Consider the following 20,942-nt stretch of genomic DNA (forward strand, 5'->3'; position numbering starts at 1 on the left):
GCCAGCACGCGGGCCGACACCGGACTCACCTGCCCGCGAGCCGGCGGGATGCTCCCGCATGAATCGCCAACCGCACCTTGGTGATCCGCCCGAATCCGGGGACGTCTCCGGCCGTCGTCTCATAGCCGTGAACCCGGGCCGCCAACCGCAGCGACGCGCCCTGCCAGTCGCCGTCGGTGACCAACAGGGTGCAGCCGCGGTGACGGGCGCGGGCCACCACCGCCCGCGCCCTGGTCATCGGTACCGTGCGCCCGGCCAGGCCAAGCACCACCAGATCCATCCCGTCCATCAGCACCGCGGCGATCTCCACCGGGTCGGCGCCGGGATCGGCGATCACCGCCAGCCGACTCAGATCCGCACCCATCTCCGCCGCGGCCAGCAACCCGACATCCGGCTGACCGACAATGGCGGCGTTACCCCCGCCGGCCGTCACCGCTGCCACCAGGCTCAGCGCCAACGACCGCGCCCCCGACAGCACCGCCACCGTCCCCCGTGGCAACCCGGCAGGCAGGGCTTCAGCCAGCGAATCCGGGATCGGCAGCAAACTTTCCGAGGCCGGTATCGGGTCCTGCGCCGCAGCTTGGCCCCGCCAGCTGGCACCGACCTTCCCGGACACTTCCGCCATCCGTTGACGCAGCTGTTTCAGCTGTTCAGCACGGTTATCTGGCCGCCGGTCAAGAGCTGCAGCCGCCGTCATGGTGTCCTCCGGGCCCGAACGTTATTCGAACTTGTGTTCGATACGCACAGTGAACACCCACCCACCGACATCGTCAACCGGATCCGACCGCCGGCTCACCACCCGTCCCATACGTCGCATCCGTCCCGGCAACAGCTTGCGCCAGCGTGCGCAGAATGCCAGTTACACCGCCGTCTGGGCCGGGGGTACCACCCGCTTGCGGGGGAGCAACCACGCCCGCTGGGCGGAGAAACTCACTCCCATTCGATGGTGCCGGGCGGCTTGCTGGTGACGTCCAGCACCACACGGTTGACCTCGCGCACCTCATTGGTGATCCGGGTCGAGATGCGTTCCAGAACCTCGTAGGGCACCCGGGTCCAGTCCGCGGTCATGGCGTCTTCACTGGACACCGGTCGCAGCACGATCGGATGCCCGTAGGTCCGGCCGTCGCCCTGCACACCGACCGAGCGGACATCGGCCAGCAGCACCACCGGGCACTGCCAGATCTGGTGATCCAGACCGGCCGCGGTCAACTCCTCGCGCACGATGGCATCGGCGCTGCGCAGCGTCTCCAACCGCTCCGCGGTGACCTCGCCGACGATCCGGATGCCCAGACCTGGCCCCGGGAAGGGTTGGCGGGCAACGATTTTCTCCGGAAGACCCAACTCGCGCCCGACCGCGCGCACCTCGTCTTTGAACAACAGCCGCAGCGGCTCGATGAGCTTGAACTGCAGATCGTCGGGCAGGCCGCCGACATTGTGGTGGCTTTTGATGTTCGCGGCGCCAACCCCACCGCCGGATTCGACCACATCCGGATACAGCGTGCCCTGCACCAGGAACTCGATCTCACCCTCGGCGGTGTCTCCGACGACATCGCGCACCGCACCCTCGAAAGACCGGATGAACTGCCGCCCGATGATCTTGCGTTTGCCCTCCGGATTACTCACTCCCAACAGCGCCTGCAGGAAGGTGTCCGCAGCGTCCACGGTGACCAGATTTGCCCCGGTCGCGGCGACGAAATCGCGCTCCACCTGCTCACGTTCGCCGGATCGCAGCAGTCCGTGGTCGACGAACACGCAGGTCAGCCGATCGCCGATGGCGCGCTGCACCAGCGCCGCGGCGACCGCGGAGTCCACGCCACCGGAGAGCCCACAGATCGCGTGGCCGTCGCCGATCTGCTCGCGCACCTGCGCGACCAAGCCGTCGGCGATGTTGGCCGCCGTCCAGCTCGCACCGATCCCGGCGAACTCGTGCAGGAACCGGCTGAGCACCTGCTGACCGTGCGGGGTGTGGACCACCTCCGGGTGATACTGCACCCCGGCGAGGCGTCGGGCCGGGTCCTCGAACGCCGCCACCGGCGCGCCGTCGGTAGCGGCCACCACCTGAAATCCATCGGGTGCCACGGTGACCGCGTCACCATGGCTCATCCACACCTGCCGGGTCTCGGAGGGACCCGAATGAAGCTGTCCGCCAAGGACCTTCATTTCGGTGCGGCCGTACTCGCTGGTGCCGGTCCGCTCCACCGTGCCCCCCAGCGCCTGCGCCATCGCCTGGAAGCCGTAGCAGATGCCGAAGACCGGCACCCCCAGGTCGAACAACGCCGGATCCAGCTGGGGCGCCTCGTCGGCATACACGCTGGCCGGTCCGCCGGACAACACGATGGCCAGCGGGTTGCGGGCCTTGATCTCTTCGACCGTCGTGGTGTGGCCGATCACCTCGGAGAAGACCTGAGCTTCCCGGACACGTCGGGCGATCAACTGGGCGTACTGCGCACCGAAGTCGATCACCAAAACCGGACGGGGCGGGGTTGATGTCACGGCGAGAATCCTAGTCGTGGCGTCGGTGGGCTCAGCCCGCGGAACTGGCCGGCTCGTTACGCCCCCACCGCAGGGCGCCGGGCGCCGAGGCGGGCACCACCGGGTGCTTCGGCTCGATCGGCTCCAGCCGGCGGTACTCCTCGCCCTGGGCGGGCCGCAGGTCGGCCTCGCCCTTGTTGGGCCACAGCGACGCGGCCCGCTCGGCCTGCGCGGTGATCGACAGCGACGGGTTGACGCCGAGGTTGGCCGAGACCGCCGCGCCGTCCATCACCGCCAGGGTCGGGTAGCCGTACACCCGCTGGTAGGGGTCGATGACGCCGTGCTCCGCGTCGGCCCCGATCGCCGCACCGCCCAGGAAATGCGCGGTGAGCGGGATGTTGAACAGCTCCCCCCAGGTGCCGCCGGCCACCCCGTCGATCTTGGCGGCGATGCGGCGGGTGACCTCGTTGCCGACCGGGATCCAGCTCGGGTTCGGCTCGCCGTGCCCCTGCTTGCTCGAATAGCGGCGGAAGCCCAGCTTGGTGCGTTTGGTGAAGGTGGTGATCGAGTTGTCCAGGTGTTGCATAACCAGCGCGATGACGGTGCGCTCGCTCCAGTCCTTCGGGTTCAGCAGCCGCAGGATGTTGCGCGGGTCTTCCCGCCCCTGGTTCAGCAGCTGGCGCCAGCGCGGCACATCGGTGCCTTGCGGACCGCTGCCGTCGGTCATCAGGGTCTGCAACAGGCCCATGGCGTTGGATCCCTTGCCGTAGCGGACGGGCTCGACGTGGGTGTCGGAGGTGGGATGAATCGAGGAGGTGATCGCCACCCCGTGGGTCAGGTCCAGATCCGGGCTGACCGTCAACGTGGCGGCGCCGACGATGGACTCGGAGTTGGTGCGGGTCAGCACGCCCAGTTTGCTGGAAAGATTGGCCAGCTTTCCGCTATCACGCATCTTGAACAGCAGCTTCTGGGTGTTGTAGGTGCCGGCGGCCAGGATCAGATGCGTCGCGGTGAAGGTCTTGCGTCCCCGGCGCGCCCGCAGGCCGGTGCGCACCGTCTGCACCTGCCACAGCCCGTCCGGCCGCTGCTCGAACCCGGTCACCGTGGTCAGCGGATGCACTTGTGCGCCAGCTGATTCCGCCAGGCCCAGGTAGTTCTTCACCAGCGTGTTCTTGGCGCCGTGCCGGCAACCGGTCATGCATTCACCGCACTCGATGCAGCCGGTGCGCGCCGGGCCCGCCCCGCCGAAATACGGGTCGGGCACCGTCTGGCCCGGCATCTTGACGTCGTCGACCCCGAAGAACACCCCGACCGGGGTCGGCACCCAGGTGTCGCCGACGCCGATGTCGTCGGCGACCTCCTTGACGATGCGGTCGGCGTCGGTGAACGTCGGATTCTGCACCACACCCAGCATCCGTTGCGCCTGCTGGTAGTGCGGGGTCAGCTCGGCGCGCCAGTCGGTGATGTGCCGCCATTGCGGGTCGTTGAAGAACGGGTCCGGCGGCACGTACAGCGTGTTCGCGTAGTTCAGCGAGCCCCCGCCGACACCGGCCCCGGCCAGGATCATCACGTTGTTGAGCAGATGAATGCGCTGGATGCCGTAGCAGCCCAGCTTCGGCGCCCACAGGAAGTCCCGCAGATGCCAGGAGTTCTTGGCGAAGTCGGCGTCGGCGAAGCGGCGGCCCGCCTCCAGCACACCGACGCGGTACCCCTTCTCCGTCAACCGCAGTGCGCTGACGCTGCCCCCAAACCCCGAACCGATGATGAGAACGTCGTAATCCGGCTCCATAGGCAGCAGCCTACCGGGGGGTAACTTCCTTGCGTGAGCAGACGCAAAATCGCACAAATTCGGCCCGAAACGTGCGATTTTGTGTCTGCTCGCGGGGACGAAGCTAACTGCCGACGGTCAGGCCGACCTTCTGGAACTCCTTGAGGTCGCAATAGCCGGCCTTGGCCATCGACCGGCGCAGACCACCGACCAGATTCAGCGCGCCGAACGGGTCGTCGCTGGGGCCGCTGAGCACCTGGGCCAGCGACGGGCGCTCACCGACGGCGATCTGCAGCACGGCGCCGCGCGGCAACGACGGGTGCGCGGCCGCGGCCGGCCAGAACCAGCCATCGCCCAGCGCCTCGGCCGATGCAGCCAGCGGCGTGCCCAGCATCACCGCGTCGGCGCCGCAGGCGATCGCCTTGGCCAGCTCGCCGGAGGTGTGGATGTCGCCGTCGGCCAGCACATGCACGTAGCGCCCGCCGGTCTCGTCGAGGTATTCACGCCGTGCAGCCGCGGCGTCGGCGATGGCGGTGGCCATCGGCACCGAAATGCCCAGCACCTCGTCGGAGGTGGTGGCACCGGAGGTGGAGCCGTAGCCGACGATGACGCCCGCCGCGCCGGTGCGCATCAGGTGCAGGGCGGTGCGATGGTCGAGCACCCCGCCGACGACCACCGGGATGTCGAGTTCGGCGATGAACGTCTTGAGGTTGAGCGGCTCCCCGTCGCTGACCACCCGCTCCGCGGAGACGATGGTGCCCTGGACGATCAGCAGGTCCACGCCGGCCGCCAGCAGCGCCGGGGTCAGGGCCTGCGCGTTCTGCGGGCTGACCCGCACCGCCGTGGTCACCCCCGCCTCCCGCACCCGGGCCACCGCGGCACTGAGCAGGTCGGGATCCAGCGGCTCGGCGTGCAGTTGCTGCAGCAGCCGGATCGCCGCCGACGGGTCGGGTTCCTTGGCGGCGACCTCGACGACTCGGGCCACCTTCTCCGCGAAGTCGGCGTGCCTGCCGATCAGGCCTTCCCCGTTGAGCACGCCCAGCCCGCCGAGGCGGCCCATCTCGACGGCGAACTCGGGTGACACCAGCGCGTCGGTGGGATGCGCGACGACCGGGATCTCGAACCGGTAGGCGTCCAGCTGCCAGGCCGTCGACACGTCCTGCGAGGAACGGGTACGCCGGGACGGCACGATGTTGATGTCGTCCAGCTCGTAGGTGCGCCGCGCGGTGCGGCCCATCCCGATTTCGACCATGTCACGCATGGGTGGTCATCCTCACTTCTCCTCGAACATCAGCGTCGAGTGTGCGATTTCATACGCGACACGCCGCGGCCGGCGGATGAATCCGCACACTGGCAGCGGCTTGGTGCGGCTAACTGCACAAGCATCACGTCAGCGCGCGTAGTAGTTGGGCGCTTCGACGGTCATGGTGATGTCGTGCGGATGGCTTTCCTTGAGCCCCGCGGCGGTGATTCGGACGAACTGCGCCTGTTGCAGCGCTTCGATACTGGCCGCGCCGGTGTAGCCCATCGCGGCCCGCAGCCCGCCGGTGAGCTGATGGATCACGGTGTTCAGCGGACCCCGGAACGGCACCCGGCCCTCGATGCCCTCCGGCACCAGCTTGTCCTCGGACAGCACGTCGTCCTGGAAGTAGCGGTCCTTGGAGTAGGACCTGCCAGCTCCAGTCGCACTCCTGTTCTGCATGGCCCCCAGCGAGCCCATCCCCCGATAGCTCTTGAACTGTTTGCCGTTGACGAAGATCAGTTCGCCCGGCGACTCGGCGGTGCCGGCCAGCAGCGAGCCCAACATCGCGGTGGAGGCGCCGGCGGCCAACGCTTTGGCGATGTCTCCGGAGTACTGCAGCCCGCCGTCGGCGATCACCGGCACGCCCGAGGGGCGACACGCCGCCACTGCTTCCAAGATGGCGGTGATCTGCGGGGCGCCCACCCCGGCGACGACGCGGGTGGTGCAGATCGAGCCGGGACCGACGCCGACCTTGACCGCGTCGGCACCGGCTTCGACCAGGGCAGCAGCCCCGGCCCGGGTGGCGACGTTGCCGCCGACCACCTCGACCGTCTCGCCGACCTCGGCCTTGAGCTTGCCGACCATGTCGAGCACCAGCCGGTTGTGGGCGTGCGCGGTGTCCACGATCAGCACGTCGACCCCGGCGTCGACCAGGGTCATCGCCCGCACCCAGGCGTCGTCGCCGACACCGACCGCCGCGCCGACCAGCAGCCGGCCGTCGCTGTCCTTGGTGGCGTTGGGGTGCTGTTCGGTCTTGACGAAGTCTTTGACGGTGATCAGCCCGGTCAGCTTGCCGTGGCCGTCCACGATCGGCAGCTTCTCGATCTTGTGGCGGCGCAGCAGTCCCAGGGCGGCGTCCGCGGTGACGCCTTCCTGCGCGGTGATCAGCGGGGCCTTGGTCATCACCTCCGCGACCGGCTTGTCCAGGTCGACCTCGAAGCGCATGTCGCGGTTGGTAATAATCCCGACGAGTTGCCCATCCTTGTCCACCACCGGCAGCCCGGAGATCCGGAACCGCGCGCACATCGCGTCCACCTCGGCCAGCGTGTTCTCCGGCGTGCAGGTCACCGGGTCGGTCACCATGCCCGCCTCGGACCGTTTGACGGTTTCGACCTGGGCGGCCTGCTCGGTGACCGGCAGGTTGCGGTGCAACACCCCCATGCCGCCGGCCCGTGCCATCGCGATCGCCATCCGCGCCTCGGTGACGGTGTCCATCGCCGAGCTGACCAGCGGCACCCGCAGCCGAATCTTGCGGGTCAGCTGGCTGGAGGTGTCGGCGCCGGCCGGCACCACGTCGGAGGCCGCGGGCAGCAGCAGCACGTCATCGAAGGTCAACCCGAGCATCGCGATCTTGTCCGGATTGTCGCCGCCGGTCGGCACCAGGTCGTGAGCCACGCCACTAACACTGCCACCGACACCGGCGTGCGGGATCACCATCGGGATGCTGGCCTCAAGGGACATCGGGTGCTGCCTCCATACACGCGGCTGAATGCCCCATCTTAATCAGCGCGGGAATCCATGTTGGAGGCCACCACACCCCCTGTCTGCTGGCGCTAAACCTGTACCGCTGAGTACTGTAGAAGCGTGCGCGACCACCTCCCGCCGGGTTTGCCGCCCGATCCCTTTGCTGACGACCCGCATGATCCGTCCGCGGCGCTGGATGCGATCGAGCCGGGCCAACCGCTGGACCCGCAGGAGCGGACGGCTGTGGAGGCCGACCTGGCGGACTTGGCGGTCTACGAGGCGTTGTTGGCGCATAGGGGAATTCGCGGCCTGGTCGTCTGCTGCGACGAATGCCAGCAGGACCACTACCACGATTGGGACATGCTGCGCGCCAACCTGCTGCAGTTGCTGGTCGACGGCACCGTACGCCCGCACGAACCGGCCTATGACCCCGAACCGGACGCCTACGTCACCTGGGATTACTGCCGCGGCTACGCCGATGCGTCGTTGAACGAGGCGACGTCGGAAACCGACGGGTACCGCTGACCTTCAGCGCGAGTCAGCGCTCACGCCACCGGCCGCCGCCGTCGCGCACCTGTGCTGCACTGATGTCCCGGATTTCTGCGACGTCCTTCTTTGCACGGGTTGCGCTGCCGATGTCGGCCAGCAGACAGGCCAGTGCCCAGCGCAGCGGAACCAGCCCCCACTGACCGGTGGCGTCCAGTGCGGCGTCGGCGACGGCCCGCGCCCGATCCAGGGCACCGTTGCTGCACAGCGCGGCGGCCAGCACGACCTCACTTTTGACCCGGTGCCGCACCCCGGCCGTGTCCTGGGCCAGCTCGACCGCGCGCTCGGCGTGGCGCACCGCGGTGACTCCGTCGCCCATGGCCATGGCCAGTTCGCCTGCCACCCACGACCGGCGAACCGCCAACCGGGCCGGCGTACCCGGTGACGCCAGCACATCGTCGGCCCGGTTCAGTAACACCGCGGACACGGCGAACCGGCCGACACCGAGGGCGTCGGCGGCCAGCCCGATCAGCGCGTCGCCGGCCGCCTCCGGATCGTCGCCGGCCAGCGCCAAGGCCCGCCCGTCCCAGCCGCGGGCCAGGTCGTGCCAGCCGAGCTGACGCAGAAACGAGCCCTCGGTGCTGTGTGCGAGTGAGACCAGTGGCCCCGCGGACGTGTCGCGCAACAGGGCGGCGAGGTCGGCTCGTGCGCTGCCGTAGCGGCCCTGTCCGCCGGCCGCCACGGCACGTAGCCAGCGTTGCCGCGGCGTCGTCGCGCTCGGCAGCGGCCAAGCCGCGGGTTGTGCCCCGAACGCGGCGGCGGTCAGCGGGTTCATCGGCTAGCGACGCTACCAACCCCGAACTGTGACAGACACATCAGTTAATTGTTTGTGGTTTTCGGGTTACGGCGATATTAATAAATTCGCGCAGCCGGTGCTCGGCGGGCCGCACGCCCCGAAGACGAACAGGGAATATTCATTTCCAAGCCTGTTCTGATGGCCGCTTTCGGTCCGCAAAACATCGCGGCCACGTCCTAACGATGAACGCGATGTAAATTCTTGGCCTGCGGTTATGCCGCCGCGGTGCGGCAACCGTGTTGACGAGATTTCCTGCGCTCCAATAGCTTGTGCGACGAGTGGTCATCGGCGACACCGTTTGCAAATCGGTTGCACACTTCCGCGTCTTGAGAGGGGTATGACATGCCCATGCCAGAGCAACTCCCCGGACCCAACGCCGATATTTGGGATTGGCAACTACACGGCGTGTGCCGCGGTGTTGATTCCTCGGTGTTTTTTCATCCGGACGGTGAACGGGGCCGCGCACGCATGCAGCGTGAACGGCGCGCCAAAGAACTGTGCCGGACCTGCCCGGTGATCACCCAGTGCCGTTCGCACGCACTCAAGGTCGGCGAGCCCTACGGGATCTGGGGCGGGTTGTCCGAAAGCGAACGCGACCTGATGCTCAAGCGCAACATGCGCGGCGTGCGCCGCAGCGCCTAGCGGCCACCCGCGCGGTGCGCCAGCGTTTCGACACGCGGGCGCGGCCAGGTCGATACCGTTGCCGGCATGGAGACTTTGCTGTTCCGGCTTGGGCTGGGGCTGTTCCTGCTCGGCTTGCTCACCGGACTCGTCGTCCCTCTCCTGAAGAACCCGCGAATGGGGCTCTCGAGCCACCTCGAGGCAGTACTCAACGGGATGTTCCTCGCGTTGCTCGGGCTGCTCTGGCCGCACATCGACTTGCCGCGCGCATGGGGGGTGACGGCGGCCGCGTTGATCGTCTACGCCGCCTACGCAAACTGGCTGGCGACGCTGCTGGCGGCGGCATGGGGCGCCGGGCGCAAATTCGCGCCGATCGCCAGTGGCGACCACCACGCTTCGGCGGGCAGGGAACGCTTCGTCGGTTTTCTGCTGATCTCACTCGCGGTGGCGATCATCGTCGGCGTGGGCATCGTTATGGTGGGGCTGTGATGACCCGCTGGCTGCTGGTTCTGGCCGTGATCACGTTCGCGCTCGCGGGCTGCGGGCAGTCCGCGGCACCACCAAGAGCCGTGCGCGACACGCCCACCGCGGCAACGCCTGCGACGGCCGTGCCCGCCACCGGGTCGACGAGGGCGGTGATCGTTCCCGCCGGTGCACAGCCGCAGCTGGCGTCGGATCCCGCGCAGCTGGCCGACGACCTCGTCGCCGACGAACTTGCGCTGCGCGACCCGTCGGCGACCGAGCCGACTCTGGCGGCGGCCGCGCGTCGCCAGCAGGCCGCCTACCGCGCAATCGGGCGTCACCCCGAATGGGATGCGGTCACCCAGCCGCGTATCCCGTCGTCCCTATTAGACGTCTACACCCGCAATATCGATGCCCGCCGTCAGCTGCAGGCGATGACACCCGCGAAGGACACCGTGCCGCCCTGGCACATCGAGTCTCCTGCTCCGGCAGGCGAACTGCTCAACTACTACCACGAAGCGGAGTCGGCCTCCGGCGTCGGCTGGAACTTCCTGGCCGCGATCAACCTGGTGGAAACCCGCTTCGGCAGCATCCAGGGTGACAGCTCGGCCGGCGCGCAGGGCCCCATGCAGTTTTTGCCTTCGACGTTCGCCGCCTACGGCGAAGGCACCGATATCCATTCACCTCACGACAGCATCATGGCGGCCGGTCGCTACCTCGCCGCGAACGGCTTTGCCGCCGACCATGATCGGGCCATCCACCGCTACAACCACTCGAACCAGTATGTCCAGGCGGTCAATCAGTACGCGGCGGTGCTCGCCGCCGATCCCGCCGCGTTCACCGGCTATTACCGGTGGGACGTGTACTACGTGACCACCGCCGGTGATGTGTTGCTGCCCATCGGTTACGCCGCCACGTCCCCGATCCCGGTCGGGGACTATCTGGCGACCCACCCGCAGTAGCGGACGCCGCTCACCAGGCGGGAGGGCGCTTGTCGATGAAGGCCTGGACACCCTCCAGCGCACTGGGATCCATCATGTTGCAGGCCATCGTCGAGCCCGCGTCCGCATAGGCGGCCTCGATGCCGGCCTCGATCTGGCGGTAGAACAGCGCCTTCCCCATCGCGACGGCGACCGCCGGTTTCGCGACGATGCGCGCGACCAGCGACTCGATCTCGGCGTCGAGCGCCTCGGCTGAGGTCACCGTGTTGATCAGGCCCAATGCCCGGGCCTGATCGGCAGCGATGAACTCGCCGGTGACCAGCATCTCGAAGGCGGCCTTGCGAGGCACATTGCGGGACAACGCCACCCCCGGCGTCGCGCAGAACAGTCCGACGTTGATGCCGCTGACCGCGAAGCGCGCGTCATCGCTGGCCACCGCGAGGTCGCACATCGCGACGAGTTGGCAGCCCGCGGCCGTGGCCAGCCCCTGCACCCGCGCGATCACCGGGACCGGCAGGCGCTGGATCGACAGCATGACGGCCGTGCACTGTGCGAACAGGCGCTGGTAGTACCCCAGCGACGGCTCGGCCCGCATCTCCTTGAGGTCGTGCCCGGCGCAGAACGCCGTGCCGGACGCCGCGAGCACGACGACGCGCACGGTGTCATCCTTGGCCAGCGCGTCGAGGACGTCACCGAGTGCGGCAAGCATCTCCTCGGACAAGGCGTTGAACGCCTGGGGCCGGTTGAGTGTCAGTGTGACGACACCGCGGCCATCGCGGTGTTCACGCAGCAGCAGTTCTTGCATCGCATGGGCCTCACTCGATAGCCGCATCCCGCACATGGATGTCCTCCGGACGCTAGCACCGACGCAACGTCGCCGCCGCCGCGTTGTGCCGGCACCGGTCCGTTTTGACCTGCGTGAATTCGGGTAATTCCAGCCAATGAAAAGCGGCGTAGCCTTTGCGGTCGCGATGTTGGCGGCGGCCTTCGCACCGTTAGGCGCATGCACAGATCACAACAGCAGCCAGCCCGATACGTCACCGGCCACCGCCGCGCCCGGTGCGGAGAACATCACCACCCAGTTGAAGAGCGCCGACGGGACCCAGGTCGCCACCGCCACATTCGATTTCGCGAACGACTATGTGACGGTGACGGTCGAAGCCGGCCCCAACCAGATCCTGACGCCGGGCTTCCACGGCCTGCATGTCCACTCGGTGGGAACCTGTGAGGCCGGTTCGGTTGCCCCGACGGGCGGTGCGGCCGGGGACTTCAACTCTGCTGGGGGCCACTACCAGGCGCCCGGCCACACCGGTTATCCGGCCAGCGGGGACCTGACCTCATTGGAAGTGCGCCCCGACGGCTCGGCGAAACTCGTCACCACGACCAAGTCGTTCACCGCGGCGGATCTCAGAAACAGCTCGGGTAGCGCGCTGATCATTCACCGGGACCCGGATAACTTCGGCAATATCCCGACCGCCCGCTACACCCAAGAGAACGGTGCGCCGGGTCCAGATCAGGAGACCGAAGCCACCGGTGATTCGGGGGCGCGGGTGGCCTGCGGTGTGATCGCCGCGGCGGCCACGACGACAGCCCCCTCCACCACCTCACCTTCGGTCAGCACGGTGACCACCACCGTCGTCGTGCCCCCACCGACCACCAGCACCAGTACCGTCACGGTCACCAGCGCCCCGAGCGTCACGACCGCGCCCACCACGGCGGTCACGACGACGGCGCCGCCCAGCTCCCCTGCCTACGTTCCTCCCGGCGGCTGAAGCGGCCCAGCAAACGCAAAACCCTGAGCGCGTCCCCAGAATGTGATAAGCAAGGGCGATGGTCCAGGGGGCGCGCCATGACGACGTGCTGGTGCGGTCGATAACCCGGCACGCGGTCGCCCGGGTTGCCGCCGTCGGCGTCGTGGTTGCCGCGGCCGTCGCGGCGACCAGCCCGGCCGTGCGTATCGAGGCGACGCTGCTGGCGGCCGAGGGCCCGCTGTGGGGCAGCGAGACGGCGCTCATCCTCGGTGGAACCACCGAGCCGACGCCGTCGCCCGAATTCGCGCGGTCCGCCGAGGACTTGTTCTTGAACCCGCTGGGTTTCGACGCCGGCGCGACCGACTCGACGGTCTGCTACATGGACGGCACCGACCCGTGCAGCGCCCCCCTGCAGGTGCTGACCACACCGGAACTGATCCAGCAGGGCCCGAGCAGCCTGACCGCCGCGTCGGCCATCGTTTTGGCCGTGCAGAACGAGTTCCATGCGAACCCGGGCGCATTCGACGCCGAGCACCCGCTGACGATCTTCGGCTACTCGCAGAGTGCCACCGCCGAGTCGATCGCCATGACCCGGCTCGCCGACGCCGGCATCCCCAGCGACGCTCTGCATTTCGTGTTCATCGGCGATCCCTCCACCCCGGACGGCATCTGGCAACACGTGGAAGCGGCCATGGACGCGACGCTGGGCCCCGACCTGACGAACTGGGCGCTCAAGACGTTCGGCATGACCGAGGTCCTGGGCTCCCTGACACCGACTGACCTGTACCCGGCGACCATTTACGGTTTGCCCGGCGATCCGGTCCCCAACTTCGCAGACGTCTACGCCTCCGAGGGCCTATGGGGCGCCCTGCTGAGCATCTTGGGCCCGCACGTGGAGTACCTGGGGTTGACACCCGAGCAGGTCGCCGACGCAACCACCTCGCTCGACGGCGCCCTGACCTACATCGACATCTCCGATGCCGACATCAACGGCTTCGACGCCTGGATCGATGCGGTGTTCTTCGGCGGGGCGGCCAACAGCGGACTGTTCCAGAGCCTGTGGGACTCCCTGGAACTGTTTTTCACCAACGTGTTCTGAGCGGCTGCGACACCTAAACCTGTGCGACGACACACCGTACGGGGTCGCAGAGGTTTACGTCTCGAAGATCCCCGGATCTAGGCCGTCAGTTTCTCACTGTGGGGTCGAGGCCGTAGACCTTCACCGCAGCCGACTTGCCTTTGAGCTCATGCGATCCCCGGTCGACAAGCGTGGCTGGCCGGGTGGCCATGGCGTCCACGGTCTGGCCGGTCAACAGGATCGCGTCGCGGGTGGCCTTGGTGAGCTGCTCGACGCGGGAGGCGACGTTGACCGCGTCACCGATCAGCGTGAACTCCAGCTCGCCTCCCCCACCGATCGTGCCGGCGATCACCACGCCGGTGTTGATCCCGATGCCGATCCGAAGCTCCCCGCTGAAACGCTCGGCGACCAGGCGATGAATCAGCACAGCGCCGGCCACGGCGGCGTCGGCGTGACCCGGCAGATCATTGGGCGCACCGAAAACCGCCAGCGCACCATCGCCGAGGAACTTGTTGACATGGCCACCGGCGTCGACGACAGCAGGTACGACGATCTCGAACAGCGCATTGAGCCGGGCGACGGTGTCCTCGGCGCTGTTCGCTTCCGCGAACGGGGTGAAGTCACGCACATCGACGAACATCACCGTCACCTCGCGACGCTCCCCGGTGAAGACATCGTCACCCTGCTCCAGCAGCCGCGCCGCCAGCGCCGGGATCCACATACGTTCCGAATGCGGCCTGAAGTCGTTGCCGCTCGGCCAAACCCGCCTGCATGCGGTTAAACGACGCCGCCAGCGCACCGAGATCGTCGTCCTGAACCACCGGCAGACGCTGACTGTAATCCCCAGCCGCAACGCGCTCGGTCCCTTCGGCCAGGTCGCGAATCGGCCGCAGGGAGGGCGAGAAGACGACCCCAACACCAGCGCGAGCACTCCACCGACGACAACCGCGGAAGTCATCCGCATGACCGGCATCCTCGGGGCGTCACTCGAATAGCGCGCCGACCTTAGGAGAACGCTGGACTCAAAAATGAGAATGTGATAATCACATGTGAGACACAGCGGAGAGGTCCTCATGGCTCACGTGATGCGGTTCAAGCGCCGACCGATGCGGTTCGCAGCGATAGCCGCTATAGCCGCGGTCGGTGTGGTCGTTGCCACGACCGGTGCCGCGACCAGTCAACCCGTCGGTCCGCTGCTCTCCGCGGCGGCACTGCTGGCCAGCACTGGCCCGCTGTCGGGCAGCGTCACGGCATTGATCCTCGGCGGAACCGGCCAGCCGACGCCGTCGCTGGATTACGCCCGCTCTGCCGAAGCGCTGTACCTGAACGCGCTGGGCTTCAACGGCGGCTCGACCGATTCGATGGTCTGTCACATGGACGGCACCGATCCGTGCAGTGCCCCGCTGCAGGTGCTGACCACGCCCGAGCTGTTCCAGCAGAGTAACCAGGCCGACGCGACCGCCATCGTCCTCGCCGTGGAGAACGAATTCAGAGCATTCCCAGGTGCTTTCGACGCCGATCATCCGCTGACCATCTTCGGATACTCACAGAGCGCCACCGCTGAGTCGATGGCCATGGAACGACTCGCGGAGTACGGAATCCCCTCCGAAGCATTGCATTTCGTGTTCATCGGCAATCCTTCCAACCCGGACGGCGTGTGGCAACACCTGGAAGCGGCGATGGACGCCACTCTCGGCACCAAGTTGACGGATCAGATACTCAGCTTCACCGGTATGGATGCCAGCCTCGGCAGCTCGACACCGAATGACCTGTACCCGACCACCATTTACAGCCTGCCCACCGATCCGGTCGCGAACTGGGTGGATTCCTACGCCGCCAACGGTTTCTGGGGCGCGCTAGGGAACATCTTCGGCTCGCATGTGGAGTACCTGGGGCTGACCCCGGAGCAGATCGCCGACGCCACCACCACGACCGACGGCATGCTGACCTACGTCGACATCAACGACGACGACATCAATCCGTTCGACGCCTGGCTCAGCGCGCTGCTCGAGCACGGCGTCGCCAACAGCGATCCATTCACGAGCCTGTGGGACTCGCTGGTGATGCTGTTCACCAACTCGTACTGATCCCAGCCGGCTGCTGTTCCGCTGAGCAGACGCAAATGTGCCCATTTCCTGCGGGAAATGGGCACATTTGCGTCTGCTCGCGCTGCCTAGTGGGCGTGGCCGTGGTGGCCGTGGCCGTCGTCGGCCTCCTCGGCGGGCTTCTCGACGACAGCGGTCTCGGTGGTCAGCACCATCCGGGCCACCGACGCCGCGTTGAGCACCGCCGAACGGGTCACCTTGACCGGGTCGATGACGCCGCCGCCGGCCAGATCGCCGTAGGTCAGCGTGGCCGCGTTCAGGCCATGCCCGGCCGGCAGCTCGGCCACCTTGGCGCTCACCACCGCGCCATCCAGACCGGCGTTGGTGGCGATCCAGTACAGCGGCGCGCTCAGCGCGGCGGAGAACACCTCCACGCCCAGGGCTTCGTCACCGCTCAACGAGGAAGCCAGCCCCGACAGCGCCGCGCGGGCATGCACCAGCGCGGTGCCGCCGCCGGCCACGATGCCCTCCTCGACCGCCGCCTTGGCGGCGTGCACGGCGTCCTCGACGCGGTGCTTGCGCTCCTTCAAAGCGGTCTCGGTGGCGGCCCCGACCTTGATCACGGCCACCCCGCCGGCCAGCTTGGCCAGCCGCTCCTCGAGCTTCTCGCGGTCCCAGTCGGAGTCGGTGGCCTCGATCTCGGCGCGCAGCTGCTTGGCGCGACCGGTGATCGCTGCCTCGCCGCCGGCCCCGTCAATGATGACGGTGTCGTCCTTGCTGACCACCACCCGACGCGCCGAGCCCAGCACGTCGAGCCCGACCTCACGCAACAGCAGGCCCACATCCGGGTTGACCACCTGCCCGCCGGTGACGACGGCAAGGTCCTCCAGGAACGCCTTGCGCCGGTCACCGAAGAACGGCGCCTTGACCGCGACGGCCTTCAGCGTCTTGCGGATGGCGTTGACGACCAGCGTCGACAATGCCTCGCCGTCGACGTCCTCGGCCACGATCAGCAGCGGCTTGCCCGACTCGGCCACCTTCTCCAGCAGCGGCAGCACGTCGGGCAGCGAGCTGATCTTGTCGCGGTGCAGCAGGATCAGGGCGTCCTCGAGCACCGCTTCCTGCGAGTCGAAGTCGGTGACGAAGTAGGCCGACAGGAAGCCCTTGTCGAAGCCGACGCCGTCGGTGATCTCCAGCTCGGTGTTCAGCGTGGAGGACTCCTCGACGCTGACGACCCCGTCGCCGCCGACCTTGGTCATGGCCTCACCGACCATTTCGCCGACCTCGGGGTCACGCGAGGACACGGTGGCCACCTGCGCGATGGACTCCTTGCCGGAGACCGGGATGGCCGCGGCCAGCAGCGCCTCGGAGACGGCCTCGGCCGCCTTGGCGATTCCCGCGCCCAGCGCGATCGGGTTGGCGCCGGCGGCGACGTTGCGCAGCCCGCCCTTGATCAGCGCCTGCGCCAGCACCGTGGCGGTGGTGGTGCCGTCGCCGGCGACGTCGTTGGTCTTGGTGGCCACCGACTTCACCAGCTGGGCACCCAGGTTCTCGAACGGGTCTTCCAGGTCGATCTCGCGGGCAACCGAGACGCCGTCGATGGTCACCGTCGGGCCGCCGAACGCCTTGGCCAGCACCACGGTGCGCCCGCGCGGACCCAGCGTCACGCGCACGGCGTCGGCGAGCTTGTTGACCCCGGCCTCCATGGCGCGGCGCGCGGATTCGTTGAATTCAATCAGCTTGCTCATTTGGTATTTCCTGACTCCTGACGCATCCCGCCCCGGAGATCGCCCCCGAACCAGACTGGCTCACGGGGATCTCCGGGGCGGAACACGGTGATTATTCGGCGAATTACTTGGAGACGACGGCCAGCACGTCGCGGGCCGACAGGATCAGGTACTCCTCGCCGTTGTACTTGATCTCGGTGCCGCCGTACTTGCTGTAGATGACGACGTCACCCTCGGACACGTCCAGCGGAATCCGCTTCTCGCCGTCCTCGTCCCAACGGCCGGGGCCGACGGCGACGACGGTGCCTTCTTGCGGCTTCTCCTTGGCGGTGTCCGGGATGACCAGACCGGATGCGGTCGTGGTCTCGGCCTCGTTGGCCTGTACGAGGATCTTGTCCTCGAGTGGCTTGATGTTCACGCTCGCCACGATTGGAGCCCTCCACTTGATCAGGGTATGGGCCCGGGGCTGTTCCCCGGACCCGTCGGAATTACCAGATGCTGTGGCATTCGTCCGGGTCCTCGCACCGTCGTCGCGGGTGCCGGCGCGGGGACTGCACGACTGCCACCTAGCACTCTATACACGCGAGTGCTAGCACTCAAGGTCGGGCTTGTGCTGCTCGCGGTATGGCGCACAAGCCGGTGGTCGGCGAATACTCTTCAGACATGTTGGTCCGTTTCCTCACGGCGGCCCGCGTCGCCACCACGGCGACCCTGATCGCCGCAACCGCCCTGCTCCTGCCCGGTTTGTCCCAGGCCGACCCGAACGGCCAGATGTACGGCGATCCCGGGGCCGCCGCCCCCTACTGGCGCTACCAACATCAGCAGGACTGCGGCCTGATGGCCGTCGCCGACGTGGTCGGCCAGCTCACCGGCCACGAACCCTCGCAGATGGGTATCGAGATGCGGGGCTTTTTCACCAAGAGCGGATCCCACCAGGGCCAGATCTATGAGTTCGACGGCACCTCACCCGAGGACATGGTCCAGTTGCTGACGCACTACGGCATCACCTCGGACCTGACCACCGGCAACACCATGGAGGGCCTGGAACAGGACTTGGCGAGCGGCCACAAGGTGATCGCCGGGCTCAACGCCGAAACCATCTGGAACTACCCGCAGGGCCAGGGGGACCGGACCGCGGCCGACCACGCGGTGGTGGTGACCGGCGTGGACACCCGAGACGATGTGGTCCACCTCAACGACAGCGGCACCCCCAACGGCCGTGATGAGCAAATCCCGCTGGCAACGTTCACGCAGGCCTGGGAAACGGGCAACAATCTGCTCGTCGTGACCCGCGAAACCGGCAACTGATTTCGCCGCCCAGACGGGCCGCGCCACGCAGGTAGGCTCACCGTCATGCCCAGCACCATGCGCCGGCTGTCCACCGGCCTGTTTTTCGCCGCGCTGGCGGCGGCACTGGCGGGATGCAGCACCACGGTCGCGGGCTCGGTGGCAAAGACAACCGTGCCCGCGCCGCCGGGGGCCGTCGACCTGGCGCTGCTGGACCCCGGCAACTACCCCACCAAACCGCTGCAGCCGCTGGGCACGGCCGGCGACGCGCACAACGGCACCTTTCTGGAGGGCGCCCGCCTGGCCAACAACGTCGTCGGCCCCTGGGAGGTGGATCCGACGCTGATCACCAACCCGCATGCCGGCGAGCGGCCCAGCGACTTCGCCTCCTCGTTCAGCGTCGCCGCCACCAAGGCCGCCCTGGCGCATCAGCTGCTGGCCGTTTTCAAGACGAACCGCTCAACGGCCGCAGAAGACAAGAACCTGATCAATGCGGTGATGCGGTTCCCCAGCCCCGAGGAGGCCGCCGCCGCAGCCACCGAGATGGCCGCGGCGAGTTCCACCTCCGAGGTGCTCGGCGACCCGATCGTCTATGACCCGCTGCCCATTCCCCGCTACCCCGCCACCTCGGGGATGTCGCATTTCTGGGACACGCTCGGGAAATGGTCCGTCGAGGCGTTTACCGTGCACGGGTCCTATGTGCTCTCGCAGTACTCGAGCTCCAAGGAGAGCGCGGCAGCCGCCGCCGAACTCATCGCCACCACACTGGACAAGCAGGGACCACTGGTCGACCAGTTCAAGCCCACCCCGGCCGATCAGCTCAAGGACCTCCCGATCGACCCCGACGGGCTGCTGGCGCGCACCTTGCCCCTCGACAAGGGCAACGGCACGGTGTTCGGGCCCGTCGCCCAGCTGCACTTCGACAACGACCCGATCCGCACCAAGACGTTATTCGACGACGCCCATCTGCAGCAGGTCGCCTCCGGCAAGGTCCAGGTGTACCAAACGCCGGACGGCGCATCGGCGAAGAAGATCGTCGACGGGTTCGCCGGTGAATCCGCTCAACACGGCTTCGTCGCGGCTGCCGGAGTCAAGGGGCTGCCCGACGCGAAATGCCTGACCCAGAAGGCCCCGTCGGCGACCGAGGCGTCGTTCTACTGCGTTGCGGTAGCCGACCGGTTCGCCGTCGAGGTCGCTGCCAGCCAGGAACGCGCTGCCCACCAACTGGTTTCGGCCCAATACTTGATGTTGACCAGCAAATGATGAGGGGGGCGCGGGCGGGTATCGCCGCCGCCGCGGTAGCGGTCCTGGCGAGCTGCAGCACTTCGGTGTCGGGCTCGGTGGTGATGACGACGGTGCCCGCACCGGCCGGCGAGGTCGATTTGGCACTGCTGGATCCGGGCAACTACCCGACCAAACCACGCGGCCCGCTGGGTGCGGCCGGTGACGCGCACACCGGAGCGTTCCTCGAGGGTGCGCGAATGGGCGCCAACGTGCTGGGTCCCTGGCAGGTGGATCCGACGCTGGTCGCCTACCCCCAGGCCGGGGAGAAGCCGAGCAACTTCGCCATGCCGTTCAGTGTGGCCGCGGTCAAGGCCGCCCAGAACCATCAGCTGGTCGCCGTATTCACGACGGGCCGCTCTAGCAGCACCGATGAGAAGAGTCTGGTCAACGCGGTGATGCGGTTCCCCAGCCCCGAAGACGCCGCCGCGGCAGCCACCGAGATGGCCGCCGCGAGCGCCAACGCCGAGGTGTTCGGTGATGTGGTTCCCTATGACCCGATCCCGATTCCCCGGTATCCGGCAAGCTCGGGGCTGGTCCACTTCTGGGACACCCTGAACAAATGGGCGGTGCAGGCATTCACCGCGCACGGCCCGTATGTGCTTTCCCAGTACGCGGATTCGAAGGAGAACGCCGAGGCCGCGACCGAACTCGTGGCCGCCACCCTGGACAAGCAGGGGCCGGTGATCGATCAGTTCAAGCCCACCCCGACCGAGCAGCTCAAGGACCTGCCGATCGACCCCGACGGGCTGCTGGCCCGCACCCTGCCTCCCGACAGCGACAACGGTGTGGTCTACCAGCCGCAAACACAGCTGCACTTCGACACCGATCCGGTCGGCTCCCAGCAGCTGTTCAACGATGCCCACTTGCAAGAGGTGGCCAAGGGCCGGGTCAACGTCTACCAGACGCCGGATGCCGGGTCCGCGCAGAAGATCGCCGACGGCTTCATCGCCTACGTCTCCAAAACCGGGGCGGGGACGGCCAAGTTCGTCCCGGCTGCCGGTGTCAAAGGACTGCCCAGCTCCAAGTGCTTGACGCGCAAGGGAACCACGGCGGGCGACACCTCCTTCTACTGCCTGGCGGTCGTCGACCGCTACGCCGTCGAGGTGTCCGCCGCTCAAGAACGCGATATCCACCAACAAGTTTCGGCCCAGTACTTGATGCTGACCGGGAAGTGAGCA

The 20,942-nt window shown here is 67.7% G+C and carries 19 protein-coding genes and 1 pseudogene; 10 read left to right on the forward strand and 10 right to left on the reverse strand.

From position 1 onward, the window contains the following. Positions 1–25: 25 nt before the first annotated feature. The 5 genes from imuA' to guaB form a co-directional block, all read right to left on the reverse strand. A complete protein-coding gene (gene imuA', locus AC5Y36_RS12055; protein WP_500041139.1) occupies positions 26–697 on the reverse strand; it encodes a DnaE2-dependent mutagenesis accessory factor ImuA' in 672 nt (223 codons plus the stop codon). A gap of 233 nt (positions 698–930) precedes the next feature. After that, the gene (guaA, locus tag AC5Y36_RS12060) at positions 931–2,493 is read right to left on the reverse strand and encodes a glutamine-hydrolyzing GMP synthase (RefSeq protein ID WP_500041140.1); all 1,563 of its coding nucleotides are present in this window, start codon (positions 2,491–2,493) and stop codon (positions 931–933) included. 31 nt (positions 2,494–2,524) lie between these two features. Beyond that, the gene (locus tag AC5Y36_RS12065) at positions 2,525–4,261 is read right to left on the reverse strand and encodes a GMC oxidoreductase (protein WP_500041141.1); all 1,737 of its coding nucleotides are present in this window, start codon (positions 4,259–4,261) and stop codon (positions 2,525–2,527) included. 103 nt (positions 4,262–4,364) lie between these two features. Continuing rightward, positions 4,365–5,492, reverse strand: coding sequence for a GuaB3 family IMP dehydrogenase-related protein (locus AC5Y36_RS12070; protein ID WP_500041197.1), 1,128 nt, complete (start codon positions 5,490–5,492; stop codon positions 4,365–4,367). 138 nt (positions 5,493–5,630) lie between these two features. Then, positions 5,631–7,223: an IMP dehydrogenase gene (gene guaB / locus AC5Y36_RS12075; protein ID WP_500041142.1), complete on the reverse strand. Its 1,593-nt coding sequence runs from the start codon at positions 7,221–7,223 to the stop codon at positions 5,631–5,633. Positions 7,224–7,346: 123 nt separating this feature from the next. Here guaB and AC5Y36_RS12080 point away from each other — a divergent pair, with 123 nt between their 5' ends. Beyond that, on the forward strand, positions 7,347–7,751 hold the full coding sequence (locus AC5Y36_RS12080; protein ID WP_500041143.1) for a DUF5319 domain-containing protein: 405 nt from the start codon (positions 7,347–7,349) through the stop codon (positions 7,749–7,751). A gap of 13 nt (positions 7,752–7,764) precedes the next feature. Here the strand turns inward: AC5Y36_RS12080 and AC5Y36_RS12085 are convergent, their stop codons facing one another. Next, positions 7,765–8,547 (reverse strand): hypothetical protein, encoded by a 783-nt coding sequence (locus AC5Y36_RS12085; protein ID WP_500041144.1) that lies wholly within the window; start codon positions 8,545–8,547, stop codon positions 7,765–7,767. A gap of 363 nt (positions 8,548–8,910) precedes the next feature. On the opposite strand from AC5Y36_RS12085, the gene AC5Y36_RS12090 reads away from it, so the two are divergent. From AC5Y36_RS12090 to AC5Y36_RS12100, 3 genes are all read left to right on the forward strand, one after another. Continuing rightward, positions 8,911–9,210 (forward strand): WhiB family transcriptional regulator, encoded by a 300-nt coding sequence (locus AC5Y36_RS12090; protein ID WP_500041145.1) that lies wholly within the window; start codon positions 8,911–8,913, stop codon positions 9,208–9,210. Positions 9,211–9,276: 66 nt separating this feature from the next. Continuing rightward, positions 9,277–9,678: a styrene oxide isomerase gene (locus AC5Y36_RS12095; protein ID WP_500041146.1), complete on the forward strand. Its 402-nt coding sequence runs from the start codon at positions 9,277–9,279 to the stop codon at positions 9,676–9,678. Next, positions 9,678–10,613: a lytic transglycosylase domain-containing protein gene (locus tag AC5Y36_RS12100; protein ID WP_500041147.1), complete on the forward strand. Its 936-nt coding sequence runs from the start codon at positions 9,678–9,680 to the stop codon at positions 10,611–10,613. Before AC5Y36_RS12095 ends, AC5Y36_RS12100 begins: the two co-directional genes overlap by 1 nt. 10 nt (positions 10,614–10,623) lie before the next feature. Here the strand turns inward: AC5Y36_RS12100 and AC5Y36_RS12105 are convergent, their stop codons facing one another. Beyond that, on the reverse strand, positions 10,624–11,397 hold the full coding sequence (locus tag AC5Y36_RS12105; protein WP_500041148.1) for an enoyl-CoA hydratase: 774 nt from the start codon (positions 11,395–11,397) through the stop codon (positions 10,624–10,626). A 136-nt stretch (positions 11,398–11,533) separates the two neighbouring features. Between AC5Y36_RS12105 and sodC the strand changes: the two genes are divergently transcribed. Then, complete coding sequence (gene sodC / locus AC5Y36_RS12110) at positions 11,534–12,364, forward strand: superoxide dismutase[Cu-Zn] (protein WP_500041149.1); 831 nt, start codon at positions 11,534–11,536, stop codon at positions 12,362–12,364. Positions 12,365–12,422: 58 nt separating this feature from the next. After that, positions 12,423–13,442: a PE-PPE domain-containing protein gene (locus AC5Y36_RS12115; RefSeq protein ID WP_500041150.1), complete on the forward strand. Its 1,020-nt coding sequence runs from the start codon at positions 12,423–12,425 to the stop codon at positions 13,440–13,442. An 85-nt stretch (positions 13,443–13,527) separates the two neighbouring features. Here the strand turns inward: AC5Y36_RS12115 and AC5Y36_RS12120 are convergent. Further along, positions 13,528–14,338 (reverse strand): annotated as a pseudogene (locus AC5Y36_RS12120) (adenylate/guanylate cyclase domain-containing protein); the annotation flags it as partial. Between the two features lie 156 nt (positions 14,339–14,494). Here AC5Y36_RS12120 and AC5Y36_RS12125 point away from each other — a divergent pair. Continuing rightward, the gene (locus AC5Y36_RS12125) at positions 14,495–15,508 is read left to right on the forward strand and encodes a PE-PPE domain-containing protein (RefSeq protein WP_500041151.1); all 1,014 of its coding nucleotides are present in this window, start codon (positions 14,495–14,497) and stop codon (positions 15,506–15,508) included. An 86-nt stretch (positions 15,509–15,594) separates the two neighbouring features. Here AC5Y36_RS12125 and groL read toward each other — a convergent pair whose 3' ends face one another. Then, complete coding sequence (groL, locus tag AC5Y36_RS12130; protein WP_500041152.1) at positions 15,595–17,214, reverse strand: chaperonin GroEL; 1,620 nt, start codon at positions 17,212–17,214, stop codon at positions 15,595–15,597. A 103-nt stretch (positions 17,215–17,317) separates the two neighbouring features. Next, complete coding sequence (groES, locus tag AC5Y36_RS12135) at positions 17,318–17,620, reverse strand: co-chaperone GroES (RefSeq protein WP_003929249.1); 303 nt, start codon at positions 17,618–17,620, stop codon at positions 17,318–17,320. Positions 17,621–17,856: 236 nt separating this feature from the next. Here groES and AC5Y36_RS12140 point away from each other — a divergent pair, with 236 nt between their 5' ends. The 3 genes from AC5Y36_RS12140 to AC5Y36_RS12150 are packed head-to-tail and all read left to right on the forward strand — an operon-like array spanning position 17,857 to position 20,939. Beyond that, positions 17,857–18,501 (forward strand): C39 family peptidase, encoded by a 645-nt coding sequence (locus AC5Y36_RS12140; protein ID WP_500041153.1) that lies wholly within the window; start codon positions 17,857–17,859, stop codon positions 18,499–18,501. Positions 18,502–18,546: 45 nt separating this feature from the next. Continuing rightward, complete coding sequence (locus AC5Y36_RS12145; RefSeq protein ID WP_500041154.1) at positions 18,547–19,743, forward strand: DUF7373 family lipoprotein; 1,197 nt, start codon at positions 18,547–18,549, stop codon at positions 19,741–19,743. Next, complete coding sequence (locus AC5Y36_RS12150; protein WP_500041155.1) at positions 19,743–20,939, forward strand: DUF7373 family lipoprotein; 1,197 nt, start codon at positions 19,743–19,745, stop codon at positions 20,937–20,939. The genes AC5Y36_RS12145 and AC5Y36_RS12150 overlap by 1 nt, the downstream gene beginning before the upstream one ends. Positions 20,940–20,942: the final 3 nt, after the last annotated feature.

The sequence above is a fragment of the Mycobacterium sp. NGS50 genome (assembly GCF_059812545.1).